Raw genomic sequence first — 23,459 nt, forward strand, 5'->3', positions numbered from 1 at the left:
GATCAGGGTCCCTGCCCCTTGCTTGGTCAGGGTCTTGCCATCCCAGCCAGAGGTCGTACCCTGGGCTTGATCTCCCAGCACCACATCAACGTCAAAGGTATCGCCAACATTGGGCAACGTAAAGACGCCGTTACTTTGGCTGGCAGCGGCCATCCAGGCCAGACCAAGGCTCACGTAATAGCTATGATTGCTGTCCCCCACGTAGCCGGTGGGAGCGATATAGTCCAGCGGAGAGGATACTCCTGCAAAATTGATCGTTGAAAAATTATTCGAGATCGTGCCAGTGGCGTTGATCAGCTTGTAGGTCACACTACCGAGCGCACTGGCCTTGTCGGCGGTAATATCACTCGCCACCCCGTCAACGTTGAGCGTGCCTCCCAGCGTGGCATTAGTGACATTGATCACTGGCGCGCTACCAGCAGTGGCGTTGAGTGTACTGTTCGCTTGCTGCGTGAAGCTGCCGTTGACCGTGAGCGTGGCGTTGCCGCCTACAACGGTCGTGGCATTATTGGCGGTAGTGTAGTTGCCTGTGACCGTAAAATTCCCCGTCTGCGCCAGATTCAGGATGCCGCTGTTCACATTGACTGAGCCAACCGAGGAGGCATCATTACTCAGCGTGAGTTGGCCCGTGCCATTCTGGTTCAATACGCCGCTGCCAGTAATGATGCCACCGTAGCTGGCATCATTACTACGGTTAAAGATCAAGGTCCCATTGTCGGTGATGTTGCCCGCCACACTGCCGGTATCGCCATTATTACCGATCTGCAGGGTACCGGCGCTGATCGTGATCGTGCCGGTATAGGTATTGTCGCCCGAGAGGGTCAAGGTATTGGTGCCGATCTTGGTCAGGCCACCGCTACCACTGATCACCCCGGAAAACTCAGAAGCAGCAGTGGCATTATTGGCCGTCAGCGTCTGCGTACCAAGCAAGACCGTACCCGCGCCTGAGAGATTGTTGATGGTTTGAGCAAATTGACTCATATCCAGCGTTGCACCGGTCTCCACGCTCACTGCGCTGCTGGCCTGGATGGCATTGGCAACCCCGGTTTGCACAGTGCCGCCACTGATCGTAGTGGCACCGGTATAGGTATTGACCGCCCCCAGTACCAGGGTGCCGCCACCCTGCTTGGTCAAGCCACCCGTACCAGCCAGCCTCGCGTTCTCCGTCAGGATGTCGCCGTCATCGATGTTGGCGATCACGCCAGCGGCACCGGCGCCGAGATTGATGTTGTAGATTGAGTTCAAGGTGCCGTTGCCAGTGAGCAGGCTGCCAGCGGCCATGGTCATACTGGGTGCGCCCAGATTGAAAATTCCTCCGGCGACATTCAAGGTACCGCCATTGTTGATGATGATGGTGGCGGGTTGCAGCGCGGAGCCGTTGCTACCGCTGACGGTACCACCGCTATTGACGCTGAAGGTGCCAGCAGTGGCGCCATAGGTGTCTTGATTGACTAGCGAAAAGGTGCCCGCCTGGACCGTGGTATTGCCTGAGACTGGGGAGTTGTAGCCAGTTGCGCCAGCATTGCCATCAAAGATGACTTCGCCGTCGCCGGTTTTAGTGATGGTGCTACCTAACACGGCACTAATCGGGTCGTAGAAAAGGATCTTGCCAGTGCCTGTTGGATTGAGGGTGAGTGAGGATCCGCCATCGTACACATGTATTGCATTGGGTGTGCCGGTGCTTGAATTCGGGGTTGTGCCAGTGAAGGTGACTCCCTGGCGATTACCTTGAAAGAGGATGTTGTCTGTGGAGGCATTTAAAATAATCGAAGAAGAACCGTAGAAACTGATTCCGCCACCAGCACCACCATTAGCATAATTATTTAAAAACTGTGTTCCGGACGATAAACTTAAATTACCATATTGCAGCCAAATAGCGCCACCATAATTAAGCTTCGCATTGGATGACACGTAATTATTACTAAAAATCGCCGCATCGTTAAATATTACATTACCATAACTAATAAATAATGCCCCACCAACTCCTTGATTAACACTATTTGTAATCGCAATATTACCAAAAAAATCAACAGGGGCGTTGAATATAATATTTCCATTTTTTGAACCAGAGGTTGATATGGCCCCACCATTCGCACTATTATTATTGTTAACAGAGTTATTAATAAAACTAGTTGGCCCATTGAATGTGATTGTGGAAGCAGCAGTCGAATTATCATATATCGCCCCACCAGAAGCACCGGACGTGGAATTATTATTAAAATTAGTTGGCCCGTTGAAGGTTAAAACACTATTTCCAGAAGTACCATACAAGCCAATTGCACCGCCTCCATTAGCGTTAGAGTTATTATTAAAATTAACTTCTCCATCAAAATTTATCGTGCCACTATTGAGTGTGACCGGACTGTCATTAGCAGCAGCAGCAGGACGTTTATTATCCAGGAAGGTCAGACCACCTGCACCACCAGCACTTATGTTTAATACATTAGTTGCCGAACCCAAATAGATAGGGGGATTGTTATAGTTAACACTCTGTAAAATCACATCATTCAAATTAAGATTGAGAGTTTGATTACCGCTGTTATAGTAAAAAATGAATGCCGTACTGCTTTGAAAAGTGAAGTTGGTATTAATGATGGTAGCCGTTGCAACAACATTCGCTGGGACCGCAAATATGGCGCTACTAGTCGCCAGATTAACACTATAGCCATTGCCATTGATCGTAATGGCCCGGCGTGTCGCACTAAATGCCGGAGAGTAGGTACCCCATTGCGACCTATTTGTAAGGTAGAAACTATTCGTTGTTCCATTCCAGGAAGTATTAATCGTGTCCCCGACGTTGAGTGTAGGGAGCGCAGTCTGTGCCAGCACCGGATGACTCATCAACAAGCACAGCCCCAGTCCGCTCACCAGTGCGACCAGCCGGGCAGATCGCGGTGCTGTTGATGCCTGCCGTTGCGCTCCCGTCACCGTATTGCTGCCACCGCGCCCGCGGCGGCGGGCACGTTCAGAGGCCACCACCAGCTGACCGAGGCTGGCATTCCAGATCACGTTGTATATCTTGTTCATGGCATTCCCGAAATGAGCTTGCAAACACACCGCCCGCAGGCAGCCTTCAACGCACTGAGGGGTGCCGTGGTTCTTGCGGCACACCGCCCTTTGACGCTTTGTTGTTGCTTTGTTATCAACGTACAGGGCGCGGTGCTGGTATTGGCGGCTTAATCCGATTTACGAGGGGGCAGTGTGTCGGGCCGACCACGTTGGCGCAGCTGCCTGCGAACAAGTCGTGCGCGCAGGCAGCTGCGTGTGCAGGTGATGGATGGGCTTGGGTGGGAATCGCGACGGTGGGAATTCAGACTGCTGAAAATCGCTTTCAAAAAACTGTCAAAACGAACGCTCAAAACAACTTGACACTCTGGCATTACCCGGCCAATATTTCGTCTGTCTTCGAGAAAAAGAAGACCGAGTTTTGCAGCTCGTTATAGCGTACGGCGGACAACCGCCTCCCTGGCGGTTTTTTTCGTCTGTACCATGTCGTCCCTACTCTGGTCGGCAATGGTAGGGAGGCCTTGGCCTGCCGGTTACCGTACGCGCCGGTCTGCAAACCTTGCCATTTGCCGCCCACCCCGTTTTGCAGCGGGACGGTGGTTCAATCTCACTGTACGGAGGTTCACATGCGAGGCATTGATACACCTGATTCAAATCCCATCCCCCCCACCCATGAAGAGTTTCGCTGGATTCACGGCCCCGGCAAGGAAGAGCGTTTTGCCGACTTCATCGCACTTACCCGTGATGTAACAGCCGGTATCCGCAGCAGCTTGCAGATTATCTACAGCAGTGATCTGGTGCGTGAAATCAATCTTGACGGTGATGCCGACGACCTTGCGCCGCCAGCAGTGGGTAAAACCGATGCGGACAATCTGATGCGTTTTTCGATAGCGGCAGCATCCCTGCTGCAACACGTGTCACAGGAGCACATTGACCGGCTCAACAAGTTCTGGGATGAGTAACTGACGATTACGCGGCGTCTCTGGAGGCCGCGCAATGGCTGATCAATCTGAAATGAATTTGAGCAGGTGACTGGCGACTTCATCCGGACATTCTTCCATCACAAAATATCCGTAATCGGCCAGCACATGGTCTTGCACGTTCCTGGCAATGCCCTTCATGGTGTTCAATAGCGACAAACCCACGCTAGCTTGCCCACTAATAGCCATGACGGGCATCTCCAACATCGTCGTTGCCCTGGCCTTGTTTGCATCCAATGACTCCCGCGATAACGACTCCCGATAGTAGGCGAACGCCGCTCTCGTTCCTCCGGGCCGGGTGTAGGTGCGCGTATATTCGTCGATGACGGCAGGAGTGAATACCCATGGGCGTGCGGCCTTCTGGGAGAACAGCCATGTCAAGTATTCCCGCTCATGTCCTCTGACAAGGATGTCGGGTAAATCGGGAATACGGTTGAAGAAAAAATGCCAGGTTCGCGTATTGATTTCATCCGATGGAATATCCGCGGCAGGTACAGGAGAAATCTCCGGCAATGCCGCGTCTAACAAGGTCAGAGTACGCACATCGGCGGGCCAGTCAGAGGCATAGGCAATCCGGGCACCGACATCATGGGCCGCCACATCTAGCTGCATACCGTCCAGCAATCCCATAAATCAGCAGGATTGGTGCGCCGACACCCGCTTCGACGTAATGAATCCTGACGCCTTCAACATTGATCAGCTTGTGCTGCAACGCGACTTCGTTAGCGCCTGGCTGAGCGTTCATATATAGTCATATTGGCTCCTAAATAGAGAAGAAAAAGGCGCCCATTAGACGCCCTACGTTTACGCCACCGTTACGTCAGCATTTTCATTGCCATCGCCAGCATGTTCTTGTTGAGATGTGCACGGTGCGAATCGCTCTTGCCTACAACACGCAAACCCTGCAAAAAGCACAGAAGGGATTTGGCTGCTGCTGGTGCATTCAAGCTGTCGGGGATTGATTTATCCTCTATCCCGATCTTGATCAGATCTGACAATATGCTCTCTAAACGTTTAAGTGCCTGCTGAAACAAGAGGGCAATATCTTTTTCCAATACGCTGGCTTCGACGCCTGTCGCAACAACCAGGCAGCCCAACCGCCCGGCATCTCCTGTAGATTGCGTTAAATAATAGGTCAATAACCTGGCTATCCGGTCGCGGCCTGTTCCCTCTGCGTGGACGATCGTCTGGATGCGCTCATGACCACTCGCCACGTAGCGCTCAAAGGCCGCGATGGATTTTTTGTCCTTGAAAGCCTTGTACAGACTCCCTCGTGTAAGTTCAGTGGCATCAACCAGGTCCGCAATAGAAGTCGCTCCATATCCTCGCTGCCGGAACAAGGTAATAGCGCGGTCAACAACCTGGTCGTAAAAAATCGTGCTGGCAAGGCGCGTGGCGTGGCCTGCCGCGCGTTCGCACTTGGAAATGAATTGGTAACAGGCCGTAAAGCCCATCGCAATACCATATCGAGCGGCCCCGGCTTGAGACAAGTTGCAGACAGCGTTGCCATCGCTGTCTGCGGTACTTCATGCAAATGGATGAACGGTTGTTCAGACTTCGGTTTCTGTCATATTTGTTGTGGCAACTATGGCCTGTGACTCCTCGGATGACGCTTGTTCGCTTACCTTTTTCCGATCTGCTGTCTCGAATTGTCGAAGATGCAGGAAGAATTTACCCATTATCTGGGTCCACAACTGTATCGATAAATTCAAATAATCCGGTGTCACGCCACCCACCACAAAAATGTCCATCTCCAGCGAGACTACTTCTGGGTGTTCAACGATACGGGCAAAACGTGTAGTCCGATGCCATTGCGCAGCCAGACCTGCAGGCAGTGTGGTGCCTTGAATTCGCAGGGGGCATCTGATAGTGCAGTCGAGAAACTCGCCGGTATAAGCAGCCGGATTGCCCCATAACACCTGAAAGCCTATGCCTTGGCTGGCGCTGCGCAGGTTGTCGATACCATTGTCCGAAAGTATGGTCACCGAGCAGCCTGCTGCTTTGATGGCATCTGCCAGGCGCTCCGCTGTGAGGGCATAAATTAGCTCTGGTGCAGAGGGGATAACGGGGGTGTCAACATTTTCTTCCATGATGCCTCCTTTGTTGAAAATAAATTTTAGTGCGTACTCAGTCGTGCTCGCGAGTGTAGGTTTGATGACTGATGGTTGATGTGATCAGTTGATTTTTTTCAATGCGGCGTCGAGAGCTGTCGTATCGATGGTCACTTGGTCAGCCGGTGCCAGCCCTGACAAATAAGTCTGCACCAACTGTTGCTGCCGCTGTTGACGCAGCGCCTGTTGCAACAGTGGTTTCATTTCCTCGGGCGTTGCCATGCGCGCTGGCTGTACATCGAGTAACTTGATGATACGGATGCCCGCGGCTGCCTGTATGGGGTCGCTGACCTCACCTGTCTTGAGCTTGACGACCACCTCGCGTACCTCAGGCAGCATGTCGGTCAATGCCAGTGTGCCAACTTCGCCACCACGCGCGGCGGTGGCCTGATCCTTTGATTCAGCCTTGGCCAGTTCTGCAAAATCACCTTTGCGTGCCGCCTTGGCCAGAGTCGTCGCCTGTTTAGCGATTTTTTTGTTGCCAACCGCATCATTGGCATCGGTTGGTAAATAGATCTGAGCGACACGATACCTTGGCGGCAGATTGTAGTTGGCTTTGTTTTGCTCGTACGCCGCCTTGATCTCAGTGTCGCTTGGATAGTCAGCTGGTATCTGCGTCAACGAGTCGAGAAAAGTCGTCGCGATTACATGGTTTGTCACTTCAGCGACGGCCGCCTCGATACGTGCCTTGACTTCAGGTCTATCGGCCCAGCCTTTGCTGCGGGCTTCGCGCAACACGGCTTCACTGGTAACTCTTTGCCGCAACCAGTTTTGTAGCGCAGAGGGATCATTTTTGATGGCCGTACGTTCTCCCGGCGGCAGGGCTTGTAGAATTTTCTCAACTTCGCTTTGATCGACACTGAGTGCCCCCAGTGTGACGACTGGCTTGTTTGCAGTGGCAGGCGACGGATTAGTTTGTGCGCCGGCAACGCCGACTACCGTCAGCAGTGTCAACAACGCTGCGCCACGCATGACTGAGGTTAGGTTTGATTGATTCATTTCGCTATTTTTCATAATTGATCCAAACATGAAAGACCTCGCATAGGGCTGACACCCAGGTTGAGTAGGTGTTGGTTAAAGGACTGGGCAATCTGATCGTACTTGACCCGACATTACGCAGCAAAAAGCTCCTACGCAGCTAGGACAATGCAACATTCATTGTTTCAGAAGCACAGAGGTTTTCTGACCAAGCGCATACAGTTTGCTATTTTTTTCTGGCCTTGGGACAATTCAAACCGCTGCAGTCTGATTTCAGATAGTGGGCGTTGGCGCGATGATTCCACCGCGCACAGCGACGTCGATGCCGCAATCCATATCGACCGGCTCAACAGGTTCTGGGATGGGAACTGAAGAAGGCTGGTTGTGCTGTTGCTCCTGCCCTATACGCAGCTTACGGTTGCTCAGCTATATCGGCCGATGTTTTCCCTCGGCATTTGGCGACGATGGCATACCCGATTTGCCGAACCTTGCCGGTTCTGGATTCAAACAAACGATAGAGTAGCCATGCCCAGACAATGGCCAGCGACGACACTGCGATGAAGGCGATCAGCATCAGGGGCGACATGGCCCATTTTTTCCACGGCGAATTGACGATCGCGCAGACGAAGATCAAAAATGGCAGATGCGTCAGATATAGCGTGTAGGAGATATCAGAAAAGAAGCGTGACGTCTTGCTGTACAGCGAGACCTGCGCTGCCGTGTTTTGGCATTTGATGGCGTAGATCAGTAACGCGCTCAGGATGCCGAGCAACATCTCACTGGCGTAGAGCGGCAAGTTGTATTTTTTCAGCGTGAGGAAGATGACAACAAAGACTAAGCCTGCCGCCGCGACTACCTTGCCAGCAAAGCGCGACGGGATGCGCGGCGGTATTGCTGCCACCACAGCACCGAGCAGCCAGACCAGATACAGAAAGGCCGTATCCGCGCCAATCATCAGTGCGATGCCGACTGCGACAAGGCTGAACACAACCCGCCGTGCCAGCGTGACGTTGCGGTGCAATACCAGCATGCATAGCGGGAACAGCAGGTAGTAGCAGAACTCGTTGGAGAGACTCCATAGCGCAATATTGGTGCCACTGGTGGAGACTGCGATGCCTTGCAGGAAGAGCACATTGCCAATGGCGGTCCAGAGATCAACACCGCGCGTGAGGTATTCGGGCAGTATGTATTGCTGGCCTGCTGGGGCGGTGTAGAGACTGCCCGGTTGTGCCAGCAGATGAAAACCGATGGTGTCTAGCAGCAGACCGATGACGATTGCAGGAATGAGTACAGTCCATAGACGCGCCAGTCGCTTCACCAGATAGTCTGACCATTGCCAGCGGTCATTTGCGAACGACTTGAGCACGCTGCCACCGACCAGATAACCGCTAAGCACAAAGAACACCATCACCGCCTGATGGCCGATGGTGAGGTGCGCAATCGTTGGAGCAGCGATGCCCTGCTCTGCTGCTGCCGCTGTCGCTGTTGCTACAGCGGTGGTGGTGTCAGTCAGGCTGGGCAGGAACAGACCGCGGGCATGCCCAAAGGCAACAATGAGCGCAGCTAATCCGCGCACGGCATCCAGATGAATTTCAGACCACGTTAGTTGTTTCTGCATCGCCGTTCCGTTAGTGAGAAATCCATCCTTCGCCTTGCGGCAAATTCTCTTTTTATGATGGCGCAGATGTTACCCGTGCAGCTGGCGCTGGTCGAGTGCCCAGTGACAGCGCGCAGGTTGAGCGACCGCGTTAGCGCGGCAGCGTTTAATTTTTATCTTGTGTGGATTTGATCAGGTTGTTGCGCAGGTTCACGACGGCACCCTGTATCTTGGGAAATTCCTCTGCGCTGAGACCGCATGCATCGACCAGATTCATATTGAGCCCCTTCTCTCGCAGTTGGCGACCGGCGTCAGTCAAACCAACCAGCACCTGGCGCTCATCGGTCGGATCACGCTGGCGGGTGAGATAGCCCATGGACTCAAGTTTCTTCAGAATCGGTGTCAGGGTGTTGGATTCCAAAAATAACTTTTCACCCAGACTGCTGACCGTCTGGTTGTCTTGCTCCCACAGGGCAATGACGGTGATGTATTGGGTGTAGGTCAGTCCCAGCTCTTCCAGTATCGGCTTGTAGGCCTTGCCAAAGGCGAGATTGGCGGAGTAGATGGCGAAACAGAGAAAGTCGGATAACTTGGCTGCGGAGTTGTCACTTTTTTTTGCCACGATGGTGCACTCTCTTTCATATTGAATTCGGTCACGGGATGGAAACATTATAAGTCGGATACGATTTAATCGGATATGTTGACATTTTCTTTTTTTACGGTATAGTTCGTCTTATACGATTACATCGCATACGATTTAAATTCATCAACCACTCAAAAGGAATGCATCATGACTCAGACCGCCAAGGTACTTTACACAGGCAAGACCCACACTTCTTCAGGTGGACGCGACGGCGCTGCGCGTAGCGACGATGGTCGCCTCGACATTCAGTTATCGTCGCCGGGCACCTCGGGCAAAGGCACCAATCCGGAACAACTGTTTGCTGCCGGCTGGTCGGCATGCTTTATCGGTGCACTGGGATTGGCGGCCGGAAAGTTGAAAGTGGCGTTGCCAGTCGACCTCGCTGTGGATGCAGAAGTCGATCTGACGGTCAACGAAGGTGCCTATGCGTTGCAGGCACGTCTGAACGTCAACCTGCCCGGCATCGAGCGTAGCCTCGCCCAGACACTGGTCGATACCGCACACCAGACTTGCCCTTATTCCAAAGCAACGCGCGGCAATATTGATGTCACCATCAATCTGGTTGGTGTTGCCTGAAGATCGCAGACTGCGGATGTAAAGCCTGCGGCGATACTTTGCCGCAGGCTTTTTTTGTTTTACGCGGAACCATCTTGCACCATGCTCGACGCCGTCTTGAAGATGGCGGATTCACGTACTCGATATTCGTCTTGAATCGGGGTAAAGTACGTCGCTACGAACACACTATTGTGCGTAGATAATCTCCCTATCGAAGGAAATAATTCCCATGAAAATCGTCGCTTTCGCTGCCTCCAACAGTACACAATCAATCAACAAGAAACTCGTTACTTACGCTGCCAGCCTGATTGATGGTGCCACGGTTGAGGTACTGGATCTGAATGCCTTCAATGCACCAATCTTTAGTACTGATCACGAAGCCCAGCATGGCCATCCGGAGCAGGCCAAGGACTTCCTGAGCAAGCTCAATGGTGCCGATGCGATCTTGATTTCTTTCGCGGAGCATAACGGTTCTTATTCGGCCGCCTACAAAAGCCTGTTTGACTGGTCGTCGCGGATTCAGAAAAAAGTCTTTGATGGCAAGCCTGTAGTTGCCTTGGCGACCTCGCCCGGCCCTGGCGGTGCAAAGAGTGTGCTGGCCGCTGCCACTGCGTCGTTGCCCTTCTTTGGCGCGACCGTGAAGGCGAGTCTGTCGGTACCGTCGTTTCCGTCGAATTTTGATGTGGCTGCAGGTCGCTTGAGCAATCCTGAACTCGATGCGCAATTGAAGGCTGCCGTGGCAACCCTGACTGCCTGATCGCGTTGCTACTGGCGTGCGCGAGGTGATGAACCTGGCGCATGCCGGTGCACCTTCTTTTTACCTTGCGAGGAGTCTGGGCATGTTTTCTCATGTATTTACCAGCGTGACCGATTTTGATCGGACGTTTCAATTTTATGCCGCGTTGATGCAGACGCTGGGGAATCCACTGCGCTTCTCGCAACCAGAAAAGCCGTGGGCTGGCTGGAATAGCAAGGGCGGGCAGCGGCCATTGTTTGTGATTTGCCACCCGCATGACGGGCGAGCGCATGCAGCCGGCAATGGGCAGATGGTGGCCTTTGATGCGCAGAATCGTCAGCAGGTCATCGATGCCTATCAACAGGCGCTGGCGCTGGGTGGTCGCTGTGAAGGGCCACCGGGCTTGCGCCCGCAATACCATGCGGATTACTTTGGGGCGTATCTACGCGATCCGGATGGCAACAAGATTTGCATCGTATCCCATGCAGCGACCTAGCGCTGACGATGGCTGCGATGACAATGGCAGCTCAGGACATGGTCGTTGATCACGCCGATACCTTGCAGATAGGCATAGATGATGGTGGAGCCGACAAACTTGAAGCCACGTTTGGCGAGATCTTTGGAGAGGCGGTCCGAGAGCGTGGTCTTGGCCGGTACCTGACTCAAATCAGGCCAGTCGTTGTGTAAGGCTTGTCCATCGACGTAGGACCAGAGGAAGGGATCAAGGCCACCGACGTCGTCACGCAGTTTGAGATAACTTTGTGCGTTGGCAATCGTGGCGGCGACCTTGAGGCGATTGCGAATGATGCCAGGATCAGTCAGCAGCTTGGCAACCTTGGCGGAGTCGTAGCGGGCAATCTTTTCAACATCCCATTGATCGAAGGCAGCGCGGTAGGTCTCGCGTTTGTTGAGGACGGTTTCCCAACTGAGCCCGGCTTGTGCACCTTCGAGATTGAGCATTTCGAAGAGCTGGGTTTCGTCGTGACAGGGCACGCCCCATTCTTCATCGTGGTACTGCACATAACGTGGGTTATTCAGATTGACCCAGCCGCAACGCTGCAATGTCATGCCTGCTCCTTCGTTGATTCGTTTATTTTTTCATTACAGAGGCCACAAAGGTGGCTCGTCCATCAGGGCGATCTGCTCACGCAATTCCAGAATCCGGTCCTGCCAGTAACGCTGGGTATTGAACCAGGGAAACGCCTGCGGAAAGGCAGGATCGTCCCAGCGCCTTGCCAGCCATGCCGAGTAATGGATCAGACGCAAAGTACGCAGCGCTTCGATCAGGTAGAGCGAGCGTTGATCGAATTCACAAAAGTCTTCGTAGCCGGCCAGCAGGTCGGACAATTGCCGCACCATGTCGCCACGTTCGCCCGACAGCAGCATCCACAGATCCTGTATCGCTGGCCCCATGCGACTATCATCGAAGTCGACAAAGTGTGGTCCGGCATCGGTCCACAAGACATTGCCGACATGGCAATCACCATGCAGGCGCAACTGGCGCACGGCACCCGCGCGGTCGAAGCAGCGGCGCACGCCATCGAGCGCTTGCGCAACCGTGCTTTGATAGGCGCTGAGCAGATCCATGGGAATGAAATCATGGGCCAGCAAATAGTCGCGGGGTTGCTCGCCGAAGGTAACGATATCTAATGCTGGCCGATGCGCATAGGGCTGCTGCATGCCGATTGCGTGGATGCGGCCGATAAAGCGGCCGAGACGCTCCAGTGTGTCTGGCAGATCGAGTTCGGGCGCGCGACCGCCGTGGCGGGCGAAGACGGCAAAGCGATAGCCTTGGTAATGCTGTAGCGTACTGCCATTGCCATCGGCCAGACGCATGGCGGGAACGACCGGAATTTCATTGCTGACCAGCGCGTCGACAAAAGCATGCTCTTCGAGAATGGCGTCATCGCTCCAGCGTTGCGGGCGATAAAACTTGGCGACCAGTGGCGGGCCATCATCCATGCCGACCTGATAGACGCGGTTTTCGTAACTGTTCAGGGCCAGCAAACGGCCATCGCCCTGCAGGCCCACTTGGTCGAGCGCATCAAGCACCGTGTCGGGCGATAAACCGGCGAAGGAAAATACGGTGGCGGCGGTGTCGCCAGCGGGAAGAGAATCAGTCATCCGGGTATTGTACGTGGCTGCTCTGGTCTGCGCGAATCCTCGCGTTGTGCAGCGATTGCAATTACACTGCGGTTTTATCTGCAATACAGGCGTACATCATGCAACTGGACCAACCTCTTTCCGACGAAGAGTTCGACGAACTCGACGACTTCCTGCTCTCTGACCGCTGTGCCGAAGATGCGATGACCATGGATACCCTGCATGGCTTTTTGACCGCGCTGGTCATTGGTCCGCAGGAAGTGTTAATGGCCGAATGGCTGCCACGGGTCTGGGGTAGCAAGCCGGAAGATACCCCAAAATTCAAGACGCCGAAGGAAGCCGAACGGATCACCGGTCTGATTGCGCGATCCATGAATGAAATCGCGATCACACTGGAAGTTGCCCCCAAGGAATACGAACCACTGTTCTGCGAACATGAGCATGAAGGCAAGAGCCTGCTCGATGGCGAAGCCTGGACCTGGGGATTCTGGGAAGGCATTCAATTACGTGCCAAGGAATGGGACCCGATTTTCCATTCCAATCTGGCCGACCTGATGCGCCCAATCTATCTGCTGGGTTCGGACGAACTGGACGAAGCCGATGGCGCATTGGTCGACGATCCGGTCAAGCTGCACAAGCTGGCGGTAGAAGTGGAATCGGCGATTCCGCATATTTATCGCTATTGGTTGCCGCACCGCAAGTCGGCCGTGGAAACGGTGCAGCGCGATGGCCCCAAGATTGGCCGTAACGATGATTGCCCTTGCGGCAGCGGCAAGAAGTACAAGAAATGCTGCGGTGCTGAATCGGACTGATCAAATGTAGGCGTCGATTGCTGGCGCCAAAATGAATAAACCAGCCGGAAGGCTGGTTTATTCATTATTCATCATGGATTGCTGACGATTCGCTTGGCTTGGCTTGGTCTGCCTGCACTTAATCTGCCTGCTTATTCCTTGATGAAGTACTCGCGGTAGTACTTCAGTTCTTCGATCGACTCAATGATATCTGCCAGGGCGGTATGCTTTTGGTGCTTCTTGAAGCCGCTGGCCAATTCTGGCTTCCAGCGACGGCACAGTTCCTTGAGGGTCGACACATCCAGGTTGCGGTAGTGGAAGAAGGCTTCCAGCTTGGGCATGCCACGCGCCATGAAGCGACGATCCTGACAGATCGAGTTGCCGCACATGGGTGACTTGCCGGCAGGCACATAGGGTTTCAGGAATTCGATCAGAGCAAGTTCGGCTTCAGCTTCAGTCACGGTCGAGGCCTTGACACGATCAATCAGGCCTGAGCGGCCATGGGTCCCCTTGTTCCAGGCGTCCATGCCATCCAGCAGCTCATCGGACTGGTGAATCGCAAAGACTGGGCCTTCGCCAATGATGTTGAGTTCCGGATCGGTGACCACAACGGCCACTTCAATGATGCGGTCATTGTCCGGATCGAGCCCGGTCATTTCCATGTCCAGCCAGATCAGGTTGAATTCGTTGGGACGCGCGGGCTTGGCGTAAGTCGGTGCGCCGTTGTCGGCAACGTTGGGTTCGGTGGCTTGTGACATAATTATTCCTTCTGCATATTCTGCGTAGCTGCTGATGTGCTTGTTCGACCTTGCGCCGTTCACGCCTGCCTCCATGAGGACTGGCGTCGCTATTGAGGATGTTTCCATTTCGTTAATGATTTAGAAGAACACCATCGAATTTCTTGAACGGGCTTGCTGCCTGCCATTTTCGCACAGGGAAAGAATGTATTCACTCACGTTTTCAGTTTTGTTTGTTGGCTTCCTGCTCTTGAGCATTGGCGTCAAGTTCTGGCTTAGTTCGCGCCATATTCGTCACGTGCTGACGCATCGCAGCGCGGTGCCGCCCGAGTTCGCAGAAAAAATTCCGCTGACGGCGCATCAAAAGGCTGCTGACTATACTGTCGCCCGCAGCAAGTACAGTCTGTTTTCGTTGTTGGTCAATACCGTGGTGCTGATTGGCTTCACCTTGCTCGGCGGCTTGCAGGCACTCTCCTCTGCGCTGCTGCAATGGGTCGGTAATGCGGGTATGGTGTATCAGATCGGCTTGATTGTGGCGTTCGCACTGATTTCCAGTGCAATTGATCTGCCACTCGATTACTACCGCCAGTTCGTACTGGAGGCGCGCTTTGGCTTCAACAAGATGACGCCGCGCCTGTTTGTGACGGACATGATCAAGAATTCGCTGATCGGCGCTGTGATTGGCTTGCCGCTGCTTTGGGTCATCCTGACGCTGATGGATAAATCCGGTGCGCTCTGGTGGGCCTATGCCTGGCTGGTGTTTTCGGGCTTCCAGTTACTGATGCTGCTGTTGTATCCGAGCGTAATTGCGCCGCTATTCAACAAGTTTTCGCCATTGGACGATGACAGTCTGCGCGCCCGCATCGAGGATTTAATGAAGCGTGTCGGCTTTGCCTCAAGTGGCTTGTTCGTGATGGATGGCTCCAAGCGCAGTGCGCATGGCAACGCTTATTTTTCCGGATTCGGGGCAGCCAAGCGGATCGTCTTTTTTGATACTTTGCTGGCGCGTCTGGCACCGCATGAAATTGAAGCGGTGCTGGCGCATGAGCTGGGTCATTTCAAGCTCAAGCATATCGTCAAGCGGATTGCGGTGATGTTCACGCTGTCGCTGGTGTTCCTGGCGCTGCTTGGCTTCCTGAAGGAGCAAGCCTGGTTCTATACCGGTCTGGGCGTCAATCCACTGCTATTGGGCAGCAATGATGCGATGGCGCTGATTCTGTTCATGCTGGTGTTGCCGATCTTTACCTTCCTGCTGTCGCCATTGTCGTCGCTGTCGTCACGCAAGCACGAGTTTGAAGCTGACGCGTTTGCTGCCAAGTACACCAATGCGCAGGATCTGGTGTCAGCGCTGGTCAAGCTGTATGAGGACAATGCTTCGACGCTGACACCGGATCCGTTGCATTCGGCGTTTTATGACTCACATCCACCGGCGTCGGTACGCATCCGCCATTTGCTGGCAGCGCATGCCAGCACCATTTGACTCAGGACCTCATCATGACTTTGACATCCCAAGACCTGCTGACACAAAGCTGCCAGCATCAAGTCACCGCTCTAGATGACGCCAGTGTGCAGCAACATCTGGCGCTGGTACCGGGCTGGGCGCTGGTACAAGGCAAGCTGTCCAAAAGCTTTGCGTTTCAGGATTATCACGAGACGCTTTCCTTCGTGAATGCAATTGCCTATGTGATCCACGCCGAAGACCATCATCCGGAACTGGTGGTGACTTATAACCGCTGTGTCGTCCGGTTTGATACGCATAGCGTCAATCAAGGCAAAGGCGGCTTGTCGATCAATGATTTCGTTTGCGCGGCCAAGGTTGACGCGATTTTTCAACAAACCTTTTCGCGTCCCTGACCGCCTCTGATCGCCCACTCATGTCATCACCGTCTTCCAAGTCATCCTCTGCAGCACGGGCATCCGCCAAAAAGAATAAAGAGTCCACTACCGAATCCGGCGTCGTCATTGCGGCGCATGGTCGGCACTATCTAGTGCAAAGCGGGACAGAAAAACTGCAATGCGTCACCCGTGGCAAGAAGAGCGATGTCGCGGTGGGCGACCTGGTCAATCTGCAACGCACCTCGGCCAATCAGGCTGTGATTGAGAGCATTACCGAGCGCAAGACGCTGCTATATCGATCGGACCAATACAAGTCAAAGCTGCTGGCAGCCAACGTCACGCAATTATTCATCGTCGTGGCGACCGAGCCCGGCTTTACTGATGATCTGGTGTCGCGGGCGCTGGTGGCCGCGGAGTCAGCGGGCGTGGCGGCGCATATCGTGCTCAACAAGATTGATGTGGTCGATGCCCTGCCTAAAACACGAGAGCGTGTCGAGGTGTATCGCCGGCTGGGCTATCCAGTCCATGAAGTTTCAGCGCAAGCAGCACCGGAAGCGACCTGTGAGACCTTCATGCCCTTGCTGAAGGGACAGTCGACAATCCTGATCGGCCAGTCCGGCATGGGTAAATCCTCCATCATCAATCTGATCGTGCCGGATGCGGACATTGCCACGCGGGAGATTTCGGCCGCGCTCGATACCGGCAAGCACACCACCACCTTTACCCGCCTGTATGCGATGGATGAGGATACCTCCATCATCGACTCGCCGGGGTTTCAGGAATTTGGCCTCTATCAGTTGAGTGAGGGCATGCTGGAACGTGCGTTCCGGGAGTTTGGTCCGTATCTTGGCCATTGCCGTTTTTACAACTGCCACCATCTGAACGAGCCTGGTTGCGCCGTGCTGTCGGCTGTTGCCGACGGGGAAATTGCCCCGATGCGGCAGGAGCTCTATGCACAATTGCTGCATGAGTCATCGCAAAAGCTGTATTGAAAACAATAGTTGGCAAAAGAACAATTCTCTGTAGCAATCAATCCCCTCTTGCTTCACGTCATGCCGCTGGCTGACGAGCAGAATACAGACTCATGGAGGGTAGCGGCGCTCTTCTGCCGCTCTTCTACACCCTGCTTCTGGTATCTTTTTGAGCCAAATCCCTTATAATCTAAACAGTTATAACAATCGGCGGCAGGCGCCACTGGCCGCCGTTTTTATTTATGGCAATCAAACACTACCTGCAGTTCTCTGACTTCACCCTTGACGAGTATGCGTATCTGATTGAGCGCTCCCGCGTAATCAAGCGCAAGTTCAAGAATTACGAACCCCACCATTCTCTGGCTGACCGCACGCTGGTGATGGTGTTCGAGAAAAATTCGACCCGTACCCGTTTGTCCTTTGAAGCTGGCATGCACCAGCTCGGCGGGGCCGCGATCTATCTCAACACCCGCGACAGCCAGTTGGGCCGTGGTGAGCCGATTGAAGATGCGGCACAAGTCATGTCGCGCATGTGCGACGTGATCATGATCCGTACTTTCGGTCAGGAAATCATCGACCGCTTTGCTGCCTTCTCGCGGGTACCTGTCATCAACGGCCTGACCAACGAACATCATCCCTGCCAGGTATTAGCCGATGTGTTCACCTATATCGAACAGCGCGGTTCGATCAAGGACAAGGTCGTGGCCTGGATTGGTGACGCCAACAATATGCTGTACTCGTGGCTGCAGGCAGCGGAGGTATTTGGCTTCCACGTCAATGTTTCCACGCCCAAGGGTTACGATATTGATCCGGCACTGGTAGCACCTGGCCATCAACGCTATACCTTCTTCAGCAACCCGGCCGATGCCTGCGAAGGTGCCGATCTGGTCACCACTGATGTCTGGACCAGCATGGGTTACGAGGCAGAAAACGCTGCCCGCCTGAAAGCCTTTGATGGCTGGATCGTGGATCAGGCGAAGATGTCACGCGCCAAGCCGGACGCGCTGTTCATGCATTGCCTGCCAGCACATCGCGGCGAAGAAGTTGCCGCCGAAGTCATCGACGGCCCGCAATCGGTAGTTTGGGAAGAAGCAGAAAACCGTCTGCATGTACAAAAGGCGCTACTGGAATATCTGGTGCTGGGAAAGGTCTCTTGAGTCAACACGAGAGACCGACACTACGCAACACTAGCGCCCATCAAGATTAACAAATCACATTCGACAACACACTCGGTAAGATCATGTCCACTATTCTGCAATCCGTCCCCGTCAACCAAAAGGTTGGCATCGCCTTCTCCGGTGGCCTCGACACCAGCGCAGCTTTGCACTGGATGCGTCAAAAGGGTGCGATCCCTTACGCCTATACCGCCAATCTGGGTCAACCCGACGAGCCGGATTACAACGAGATTCCGAAAAAGGCAACCGCCTACGGTGCCGAGCTGGCGCGTCTGGTGGATTGCCGTGAACAACTGGTCAATGAGGGTATTGCCGCGCTGCAAAGCGGTGCTTTCCACATCTCGACTGCCGGTGTGACCTACTTCAACACCACGCCGCTGGGCCGCGCTGTAACCGGCACCATGCTGGTGGCAGCAATGCGCGAAGACAATGTCGACATCTGGGGCGATGGCAGCACCTTCAAGGGTAACGATATCGAACGTTTCTATCGCTACGGCTTGCTGGTCAACCCCAAGCTGCGCATCTACAAGCCTTGGCTGGACGATCAGTTCATCCATGAACTGGGTGGCCGCAAGGAAATGTCGGAATTCATGATCAAGTCGGGCTTTGATTACAAGATGTCGGTAGAGAAGGCCTATTCGACCGACTCCAACATGCTCGGCGCGACCCATGAAGCCAAGGATCTGGAATATCTGAACAGCGGCATCAAGATCGTGCAACCGATCATGGGTGTGGCATTCTGGCGTGACGATGTTGAGGTCAAGCGTGAAGAAGTGACTGTACGCTTTGAAGAAGGCCGTCCGGTGGCCCTCAATGGCGTGGTCTACAACGACCTGGTTGAACTGATGCTGGAAGCCAACCGTATCGGTGGCCGCCATGGTCTGGGCATGAGCGATCAGATCGAAAACCGCATCATCGAAGCCAAGAGCCGTGGCATCTACGAAGCACCGGGCCTGGCACTGCTGTTTATCGCTTACGAGCGTCTGGTCACTGGTATCCATAACGAAGACACCATCGAGCAATACCGCGACAACGGCCGCAAGCTTGGCCGCCTGCTGTATCAAGGTCGCTGGTTTGACTCGCAAGCGATCATGCTGCGCGAAGCAGCACAACGCTGGGTGGCGCGTGCGATCACTGGTGAAGTGACAATCGAACTGCGTCGCGGCAACGACTACTCGATTCTGAACACTGAATCGGCCAACCTGACCTATCAGCCAGAACGGCTGACCATGGAAAAGGGCGAAGGCGCCTTCTCGCCGCAAGACCGTATCGGCCAACTGACCATGCGCAATCTTGACATCAGCGACACACGTCAAAAGCTGTCGATCTACCAGACCACGGGTCTGCTCGATTCCAGCACTGCCGTGAGCCTGCCGCTGCTGGGCAAGGATGCTGAATAATTTTTACGTGTACTGATTTATTTTTTGACGGAAAGCAATCAACATGACAACTCAATTCGACAATGTCACCGTGCTCAAGAAAGGCAATGTGTACTTTGACGGCAAGTGTGTTTCGCATACCGTGATTTTTGCTGACGGCACCAAGAAAACACTGGGCGTAATTCTTCCCTCCTCGCTGGTTTTCAACACCGGCGCACCAGAAATCATGGAAATCAACGGCGGCAGCTGTAACGTCCGTCTGAAGGGTGAAGAGGGCTGGAAGACTTACGCCACTGGCACCAGCTTCAATGTACCGGGCAATTCCAGCTTCGAGATCGAAGTGACGGAAACACTGGACTACGTCTGCCACTTTGGCTGATCGTCACGGCTAATCGTTAGCGTCGTCAATGCCAATAAAAAACGCGGCCTCGGGAAACCGGGCCGCGTTTTTTAACGTCGATATCTGAACCTGAACAGGGATTATCATGCATTGACGTCAGAAGAGCCTTGCTGTTCAATCGCCTGCGATAGGCGCACCACGGCACAATCCATTTGCCCATTGGCATCAGGAAGTCCAAGCAAAACCAATTGCGGCTGCGAACACAACTGCGCCGAAGCCACCGCACAGCAAGTCGCAAGCCACGGCGCAGCCACTCCCGTCAATCCGACCGCTGTATCGATGCTGCCACCCAGCGTTGCCAGACCCAGCGCGGACGTATGATCCCTCAGCGCATCGCATTGTTCGGAACGGCAATCGGCATGCCAGACACTAGCGATGTCGGCACCGGTAACATCAGCCCACTTCAAGGCATGTACGATGACATGATCGGACTGATCCAGCGCACCACGCTGCGGACGGTGCAGCAAGACGGATGGGGTGAGCTGGTAGCTCCGGGCCAATGCAGCAGGCAGCATGAGCAAGGCGGCACCTGCTTCGGCACTATCGGCTGGCGGTACGCCGGCGACACTGGCATGCAACTGCACCGTCACGATCAATCGCGCTTGTTGTTGGTCTTGTTGATGGGCGTGATCGAGCCACGTATCGAGCAACTTCAAACTGCTATCGTCCTCTTCAGACAGAAGTGCCAACTGTACCGAACGCAGTCGATGCTTCTCCCAGGCGGATTGCCAGATCTCCTTGACCGCCTCCGGCAACACAATGCTTGCCACCTTCAATTGCACGGTCACAGGCAAGCTTTGCGGCAGCAAACGAACTGATTCAGCAAGACTCTCCTGCAGCTGCGCGAACACCCATGCCAGCGCCGCCTGCTGACGCACCAGTTCGTCTTCATCATCTGGTTTCTGATCCATGACGTTCGAGGCAGCGGACTGCTCTGCCACCAACAGCAAGCTCTGCTCGGTAGTGACAAACTGTCGCGCCTTCAGTGGTGCAGCACCAGAGTTTGCGGAAGAAAAAATGGGAACTGACAGTGATTGATCCTGAATTCCTGTCAAGGCGAGCGCGTTGACCGATTCCTCTTCCGAAAACCGATAAACGCAGCCAATCACTGCCAACGGACGGCTGGCGAAGCCGACTACCTCTTCTGTGTAATCCTCGCATACTTCGTTATAGATCTCGGCATCCAAGACCTTGCCCTGATACATACCATAGCGATGTAACACCACCAGCGTCGCAAGTCCGGCTGGAAATACCAACAACGTTATCCAGAATTTCCACGTCTGGGTCGGCACACCCTTGGGCCACAGCAACAGGATCGTCACGACACCTGCAAGCGTCAGCACCAGGAACACCACTGCCCAGAACCATGCCGATGGTCTCTGATCAGGCACCGCTATTTTTTCGGGAAGTTGAGAGAAATTGAGATGCATCATTATCTTGCCATCGCAACCGAGAACGACCTATCGACTAGCGCCTGTGCCGCTTCAATTTCCAGCCTCAATTCTCCATAGCGACAGTGCAGAAATCGTTTATCACACATGTCGAGGCAATCGGCTAAATCCGGTTCCTGATGATGGGTCAAGGTTAGGGCGTGGACAAGCGCAGTGGCTTGATCGAATGGCTGGTTCATCTCTGGCATTCCTTCGAAGTATCGTCGGATAGACGTGATCGGAGGCTGATGTTAAGAGACGCGGATGAAAATATATATAGAAGGTTTTCTAGATTTACTACTTATATTTGATTTTTGAGAGACAGGTTTTATCAGATGAATACTGGTTCCGGCTCAAGCAGCACACCGAATTTGCCTTGCACGTCCGCCTGGATCGCCTGCGCCAGCGCGACAATATCTGCGCCGCTGGCACCACCGCGATTGATCAGTACCAGTGCCTGCTTTTCATACACGCCTGCCGCACCCAATGACCTTCCCTTCCAGCCGCATTGATCAATAAGCCAGCCAGCGGCAAGCTTATAACTGCCATCTGGCTGCGCATAACTGACCAATTGTGGATAGACCTGCAGCAATGCTTCCCGCTGTGCTGCACTCACGATGGGATTTTTGAAAAAACTACCTGCGTTGCCGATCATGGCCGGATCGGGCAGTTTGCGTCTACGTATCGCGATCACGGCATCAGCGACATCGCGTGGAGTTGGCGCACTGATGGCGCGCGCGGCAAGCTCCTGACGCACGTCTGCGTAATGTATGTCGGGCTGCCACTGTTTGGACAAAGCGAAGGTGACATCCAGCACCACGGTTTGTTCACGCAATGCGTGTTTAAAAATACTGTCGCGATAACCAAACTGGCAGTCAGCGTTGTTGAGCGTGATGGTGGTGCCGGAGACGAAATCGAATAGGGTCAGGGCATGCAAACGATCCTTGATCTCGATGCCGTAGGCGCCGATGTTCTGGATCGGCGCCGCGCCGACATTGCCGGGAATCAATGATAGATTCTCCAGTCCGCCGAGCCCAAGATTTAGAGTCCATTGCACGAACTGATGCCAGCTCTCACCAGCAGCGGCCTTGACGTAGACAAATTGCTCATCTTCAGCAGCGATCTGCATGCCACGCGTGCACAGATGCAACACCAGTCCCGGAAAATCCTGTGTTAACAAAAGATTGCTACCACCGCCCAGTACCAGCCGCGGCACCTGAGACAGTTGCCGGTTGTCGCGTACGGCCAGCAACATGGCGGCATCGGTTACAGCCACGTAGGCCTCGGCGCGGGCATCGAGGCCGAAAGTATTGAGTTGGCGCAGGGAAAAATCGCGCTGCAAAGGGATCATAGACATAAGCGCAGGATTATAGCGGCAAGCTCCCGTAGCCGGTAACGGGCTTGTCCGTTAAAATCACGACTTTAAAGCTTGCCGTACGCAAAAGGAAACACCATGCCATCATTTGATACCGTCTCCGAAGCCAATCTGGTTGAAGTCAAGAATGCCGTTGATCAGGCCAACAAGGAAATCACTACCCGCTTCGACTTCAAGGGTAGCGATGCCCGCGTCGAACAGAAAGAGCGCGATCTGACTGCTTTTGCCGACTCTGAATTCCAGCTCGGTCAGGTACGTGACGTGCTGACCAACAAAATGACCAAGCGTAACGTCGATGTGCGCTTTCTGGATCTGGGCAAGATCGAAAAAATCGGCGGCGACAAGGTCAAACAGGTCATCAAGGTCAAGAATGGTATTGAAACCGAAGATGCCAAGAAGATCGTGCGTGTCATCAAGGATAGCAAGATGAAGGTCCAGGCTAGTATCCAGGGGGACGCCGTGCGCGTGACCGGGGCCAAGCGCGACGATCTGCAGGCAGCCATGGCCCTGCTGCGCAAGGAAATCAAGGAACTGCCTCTGGAATTCAATAATTTCCGTGATTGAGTTCGCGATCGATTTGGTTCTTCCGCGCCGTTCCAGCGCATGATGTTCATCTCAAAACATTTCCACAAATCCGAGTCCTGTCAACGATAGGA

26 protein-coding genes and 1 pseudogene are annotated in these 23,459 nt (G+C 54.0%); 13 read left to right on the forward strand and 14 right to left on the reverse strand.

Annotated elements, in window-relative coordinates:
* Positions 1 to 1,656, reverse strand: a 1,656-nt coding sequence (locus FHW66_RS20845; protein WP_370543402.1) for an autotransporter-associated beta strand repeat-containing protein, incomplete at its 3' end; no start/stop codon positions are given.
* 421 nt (positions 1,657 to 2,077) lie between these two features.
* Here FHW66_RS20845 and FHW66_RS20850 point away from each other — a divergent pair.
* Positions 2,078 to 2,464, forward strand: a complete 387-nt coding sequence (locus FHW66_RS20850) for a hypothetical protein (protein WP_255458797.1) — start codon at positions 2,078 to 2,080, stop codon at positions 2,462 to 2,464.
* 443 nt (positions 2,465 to 2,907) lie between these two features.
* Here FHW66_RS20850 and FHW66_RS21175 read toward each other — a convergent pair.
* Positions 2,908 to 3,027, reverse strand: a pseudogene (locus FHW66_RS21175) (ESPR-type extended signal peptide-containing protein); the annotation flags it as partial.
* A gap of 605 nt (positions 3,028 to 3,632) precedes the next feature.
* Between FHW66_RS21175 and FHW66_RS04005 the strand changes: the two are divergent.
* On the forward strand, positions 3,633 to 3,968 hold the full coding sequence (locus FHW66_RS04005) for a hypothetical protein (protein WP_183378408.1): 336 nt from the start codon (positions 3,633 to 3,635) through the stop codon (positions 3,966 to 3,968).
* A gap of 42 nt (positions 3,969 to 4,010) precedes the next feature.
* On the opposite strand, the gene FHW66_RS04010 is transcribed toward FHW66_RS04005, so the two are convergent.
* From FHW66_RS04010 to FHW66_RS04035, 7 genes are all read right to left on the reverse strand, one after another.
* On the reverse strand, positions 4,011 to 4,598 hold the full coding sequence (locus FHW66_RS04010; RefSeq protein WP_255458799.1) for an alpha/beta fold hydrolase: 588 nt from the start codon (positions 4,596 to 4,598) through the stop codon (positions 4,011 to 4,013).
* A complete protein-coding gene (locus tag FHW66_RS20855) occupies positions 4,573 to 4,731 on the reverse strand; it encodes a hypothetical protein (RefSeq protein ID WP_255458800.1) in 159 nt (52 codons plus the stop codon). The genes FHW66_RS04010 and FHW66_RS20855 overlap by 26 nt, the downstream gene beginning before the upstream one ends.
* Positions 4,732 to 4,801: 70 nt before the next feature.
* A complete protein-coding gene (locus tag FHW66_RS04015; RefSeq protein ID WP_255458801.1) occupies positions 4,802 to 5,476 on the reverse strand; it encodes a TetR/AcrR family transcriptional regulator in 675 nt (224 codons plus the stop codon).
* A gap of 60 nt (positions 5,477 to 5,536) precedes the next feature.
* Positions 5,537 to 6,076 (reverse strand): YbjN domain-containing protein, encoded by a 540-nt coding sequence (locus tag FHW66_RS04020; RefSeq protein ID WP_183378409.1) that lies wholly within the window; start codon positions 6,074 to 6,076, stop codon positions 5,537 to 5,539.
* Between the two features lie 84 nt (positions 6,077 to 6,160).
* Complete coding sequence (locus FHW66_RS04025; protein ID WP_255458802.1) at positions 6,161 to 7,096, reverse strand: peptidylprolyl isomerase; 936 nt, start codon at positions 7,094 to 7,096, stop codon at positions 6,161 to 6,163.
* Between the two features lie 391 nt (positions 7,097 to 7,487).
* On the reverse strand, positions 7,488 to 8,693 hold the full coding sequence (locus FHW66_RS04030; protein WP_183378411.1) for an acyltransferase: 1,206 nt from the start codon (positions 8,691 to 8,693) through the stop codon (positions 7,488 to 7,490).
* 145 nt (positions 8,694 to 8,838) lie between these two features.
* Positions 8,839 to 9,294, reverse strand: coding sequence for a MarR family winged helix-turn-helix transcriptional regulator (locus tag FHW66_RS04035; RefSeq protein WP_370543396.1), 456 nt, complete (start codon positions 9,292 to 9,294; stop codon positions 8,839 to 8,841).
* 168 nt (positions 9,295 to 9,462) lie between these two features.
* Between FHW66_RS04035 and FHW66_RS04040 the strand changes: the two genes are divergently transcribed.
* The 3 genes from FHW66_RS04040 to FHW66_RS04050 all read left to right on the forward strand — a co-directional run bounded on the left by FHW66_RS04040 (position 9,463) and on the right by FHW66_RS04050 (position 11,102).
* Positions 9,463 to 9,891, forward strand: a complete 429-nt coding sequence (locus FHW66_RS04040; protein WP_183378413.1) for an organic hydroperoxide resistance protein — start codon at positions 9,463 to 9,465, stop codon at positions 9,889 to 9,891.
* 208 nt (positions 9,892 to 10,099) lie between these two features.
* Positions 10,100 to 10,627: an NADPH-dependent FMN reductase gene (locus tag FHW66_RS04045; protein WP_183378414.1), complete on the forward strand. Its 528-nt coding sequence runs from the start codon at positions 10,100 to 10,102 to the stop codon at positions 10,625 to 10,627.
* 82 nt (positions 10,628 to 10,709) lie between these two features.
* The gene (locus tag FHW66_RS04050; protein ID WP_183378415.1) at positions 10,710 to 11,102 is read left to right on the forward strand and encodes a VOC family protein; all 393 of its coding nucleotides are present in this window, start codon (positions 10,710 to 10,712) and stop codon (positions 11,100 to 11,102) included.
* Here FHW66_RS04050 and FHW66_RS04055 read toward each other — a convergent pair.
* Both FHW66_RS04055 and FHW66_RS04060 read right to left on the reverse strand, forming a co-directional pair.
* Positions 11,099 to 11,674: a DNA-3-methyladenine glycosylase I gene (locus FHW66_RS04055; protein WP_183378416.1), complete on the reverse strand. Its 576-nt coding sequence runs from the start codon at positions 11,672 to 11,674 to the stop codon at positions 11,099 to 11,101. The genes FHW66_RS04050 and FHW66_RS04055 overlap by 4 nt on opposite strands.
* Before the next feature lie 33 nt (positions 11,675 to 11,707).
* Positions 11,708 to 12,730, reverse strand: coding sequence for a serine/threonine protein kinase (locus FHW66_RS04060; protein WP_183378417.1), 1,023 nt, complete (start codon positions 12,728 to 12,730; stop codon positions 11,708 to 11,710).
* A 98-nt stretch (positions 12,731 to 12,828) separates the two neighbouring features.
* Between FHW66_RS04060 and FHW66_RS04065 the strand changes: the two genes are divergently transcribed.
* Positions 12,829 to 13,521 (forward strand): UPF0149 family protein, encoded by a 693-nt coding sequence (locus FHW66_RS04065; RefSeq protein WP_183378418.1) that lies wholly within the window; start codon positions 12,829 to 12,831, stop codon positions 13,519 to 13,521.
* Positions 13,522 to 13,652: 131 nt separating this feature from the next.
* On the opposite strand, the gene orn is transcribed toward FHW66_RS04065, so the two are convergent.
* On the reverse strand, positions 13,653 to 14,258 hold the full coding sequence (orn, locus tag FHW66_RS04070; protein ID WP_183378419.1) for an oligoribonuclease: 606 nt from the start codon (positions 14,256 to 14,258) through the stop codon (positions 13,653 to 13,655).
* 184 nt (positions 14,259 to 14,442) lie between these two features.
* Between orn and FHW66_RS04075 the strand changes: the two genes are divergently transcribed.
* From FHW66_RS04075 to FHW66_RS04100, 6 genes are all read left to right on the forward strand, one after another.
* A complete protein-coding gene (locus FHW66_RS04075) occupies positions 14,443 to 15,717 on the forward strand; it encodes a M48 family metallopeptidase (protein ID WP_183378420.1) in 1,275 nt (424 codons plus the stop codon).
* A gap of 14 nt (positions 15,718 to 15,731) precedes the next feature.
* On the forward strand, positions 15,732 to 16,091 hold the full coding sequence (locus tag FHW66_RS04080) for a 4a-hydroxytetrahydrobiopterin dehydratase (protein ID WP_183378421.1): 360 nt from the start codon (positions 15,732 to 15,734) through the stop codon (positions 16,089 to 16,091).
* A 20-nt stretch (positions 16,092 to 16,111) separates the two neighbouring features.
* A complete protein-coding gene (gene rsgA / locus FHW66_RS04085; protein ID WP_183378422.1) occupies positions 16,112 to 17,065 on the forward strand; it encodes a ribosome small subunit-dependent GTPase A in 954 nt (317 codons plus the stop codon).
* Positions 17,066 to 17,286: 221 nt separating this feature from the next.
* Positions 17,287 to 18,201 (forward strand): ornithine carbamoyltransferase, encoded by a 915-nt coding sequence (gene argF / locus FHW66_RS04090; protein WP_183378423.1) that lies wholly within the window; start codon positions 17,287 to 17,289, stop codon positions 18,199 to 18,201.
* An 83-nt stretch (positions 18,202 to 18,284) separates the two neighbouring features.
* Entirely contained in the window at positions 18,285 to 19,619 is a 1,335-nt protein-coding gene (argG, locus tag FHW66_RS04095) for an argininosuccinate synthase (protein ID WP_183378424.1), read from the forward strand.
* Positions 19,620 to 19,662: 43 nt separating this feature from the next.
* Positions 19,663 to 19,977 (forward strand): pyrimidine/purine nucleoside phosphorylase, encoded by a 315-nt coding sequence (locus FHW66_RS04100; protein WP_183378425.1) that lies wholly within the window; start codon positions 19,663 to 19,665, stop codon positions 19,975 to 19,977.
* A 104-nt stretch (positions 19,978 to 20,081) separates the two neighbouring features.
* Here the strand turns inward: FHW66_RS04100 and FHW66_RS04105 are convergent, their stop codons facing one another.
* Together FHW66_RS04105 and murB are read right to left on the reverse strand one after the other, a co-directional pair.
* The gene (locus FHW66_RS04105) at positions 20,082 to 21,431 is read right to left on the reverse strand and encodes a hypothetical protein (protein ID WP_183378426.1); all 1,350 of its coding nucleotides are present in this window, start codon (positions 21,429 to 21,431) and stop codon (positions 20,082 to 20,084) included.
* Positions 21,432 to 21,759: 328 nt separating this feature from the next.
* Entirely contained in the window at positions 21,760 to 22,785 is a 1,026-nt protein-coding gene (murB, locus tag FHW66_RS04110) for a UDP-N-acetylmuramate dehydrogenase (RefSeq protein WP_183378427.1), read from the reverse strand.
* 96 nt (positions 22,786 to 22,881) lie between these two features.
* Between murB and FHW66_RS04115 the strand changes: the two genes are divergently transcribed.
* Positions 22,882 to 23,367: a YajQ family cyclic di-GMP-binding protein gene (locus tag FHW66_RS04115; protein WP_183378428.1), complete on the forward strand. Its 486-nt coding sequence runs from the start codon at positions 22,882 to 22,884 to the stop codon at positions 23,365 to 23,367.
* The last annotated feature ends 92 nt before the right edge of the window (positions 23,368 to 23,459 follow it).

It is taken from the genome of Herbaspirillum sp. Sphag64, from assembly GCF_014192645.1.
GTDB lineage: Bacteria > Pseudomonadota > Gammaproteobacteria > Burkholderiales > Burkholderiaceae_D > Herbaspirillum.

Coding starts and splice junctions, on each gene's coding strand:
- FHW66_RS20850 (WP_255458797.1), top strand. CDS start 2,078: ATGGCCCCACCATTCGCACTATTATTATTGTTAACAGAGTTATTAATA.
- FHW66_RS04005 (WP_183378408.1), top strand. CDS start 3,633: ATGCGAGGCATTGATACACCTGATTCAAATCCCATCCCCCCCACCCAT.
- FHW66_RS04010 (WP_255458799.1), bottom strand. CDS start 4,598: ATGCAGCTAGATGTGGCGGCCCATGATGTCGGTGCCCGGATTGCCTAT.
- FHW66_RS20855 (WP_255458800.1), bottom strand. CDS start 4,731: ATGAACGCTCAGCCAGGCGCTAACGAAGTCGCGTTGCAGCACAAGCTG.
- FHW66_RS04020 (WP_183378409.1), bottom strand. CDS start 6,076: ATGGAAGAAAATGTTGACACCCCCGTTATCCCCTCTGCACCAGAGCTA.
- FHW66_RS04025 (WP_255458802.1), bottom strand. CDS start 7,096: ATGAATCAATCAAACCTAACCTCAGTCATGCGTGGCGCAGCGTTGTTG.
- FHW66_RS04030 (WP_183378411.1), bottom strand. CDS start 8,693: ATGCAGAAACAACTAACGTGGTCTGAAATTCATCTGGATGCCGTGCGC.
- FHW66_RS04040 (WP_183378413.1), top strand. CDS start 9,463: ATGACTCAGACCGCCAAGGTACTTTACACAGGCAAGACCCACACTTCT.
- FHW66_RS04045 (WP_183378414.1), top strand. CDS start 10,100: ATGAAAATCGTCGCTTTCGCTGCCTCCAACAGTACACAATCAATCAAC.
- FHW66_RS04050 (WP_183378415.1), top strand. CDS start 10,710: ATGTTTTCTCATGTATTTACCAGCGTGACCGATTTTGATCGGACGTTT.
- FHW66_RS04055 (WP_183378416.1), bottom strand. CDS start 11,674: ATGACATTGCAGCGTTGCGGCTGGGTCAATCTGAATAACCCACGTTAT.
- FHW66_RS04060 (WP_183378417.1), bottom strand. CDS start 12,730: ATGACTGATTCTCTTCCCGCTGGCGACACCGCCGCCACCGTATTTTCC.
- FHW66_RS04065 (WP_183378418.1), top strand. CDS start 12,829: ATGCAACTGGACCAACCTCTTTCCGACGAAGAGTTCGACGAACTCGAC.
- orn (WP_183378419.1), bottom strand. CDS start 14,258: ATGTCACAAGCCACCGAACCCAACGTTGCCGACAACGGCGCACCGACT.
- FHW66_RS04075 (WP_183378420.1), top strand. CDS start 14,443: ATGTATTCACTCACGTTTTCAGTTTTGTTTGTTGGCTTCCTGCTCTTG.
- FHW66_RS04080 (WP_183378421.1), top strand. CDS start 15,732: ATGACTTTGACATCCCAAGACCTGCTGACACAAAGCTGCCAGCATCAA.
- rsgA (WP_183378422.1), top strand. CDS start 16,112: ATGTCATCACCGTCTTCCAAGTCATCCTCTGCAGCACGGGCATCCGCC.
- argF (WP_183378423.1), top strand. CDS start 17,287: ATGGCAATCAAACACTACCTGCAGTTCTCTGACTTCACCCTTGACGAG.
- argG (WP_183378424.1), top strand. CDS start 18,285: ATGTCCACTATTCTGCAATCCGTCCCCGTCAACCAAAAGGTTGGCATC.
- FHW66_RS04100 (WP_183378425.1), top strand. CDS start 19,663: ATGACAACTCAATTCGACAATGTCACCGTGCTCAAGAAAGGCAATGTG.
- FHW66_RS04105 (WP_183378426.1), bottom strand. CDS start 21,431: ATGATGCATCTCAATTTCTCTCAACTTCCCGAAAAAATAGCGGTGCCT.
- murB (WP_183378427.1), bottom strand. CDS start 22,785: ATGTCTATGATCCCTTTGCAGCGCGATTTTTCCCTGCGCCAACTCAAT.
- FHW66_RS04115 (WP_183378428.1), top strand. CDS start 22,882: ATGCCATCATTTGATACCGTCTCCGAAGCCAATCTGGTTGAAGTCAAG.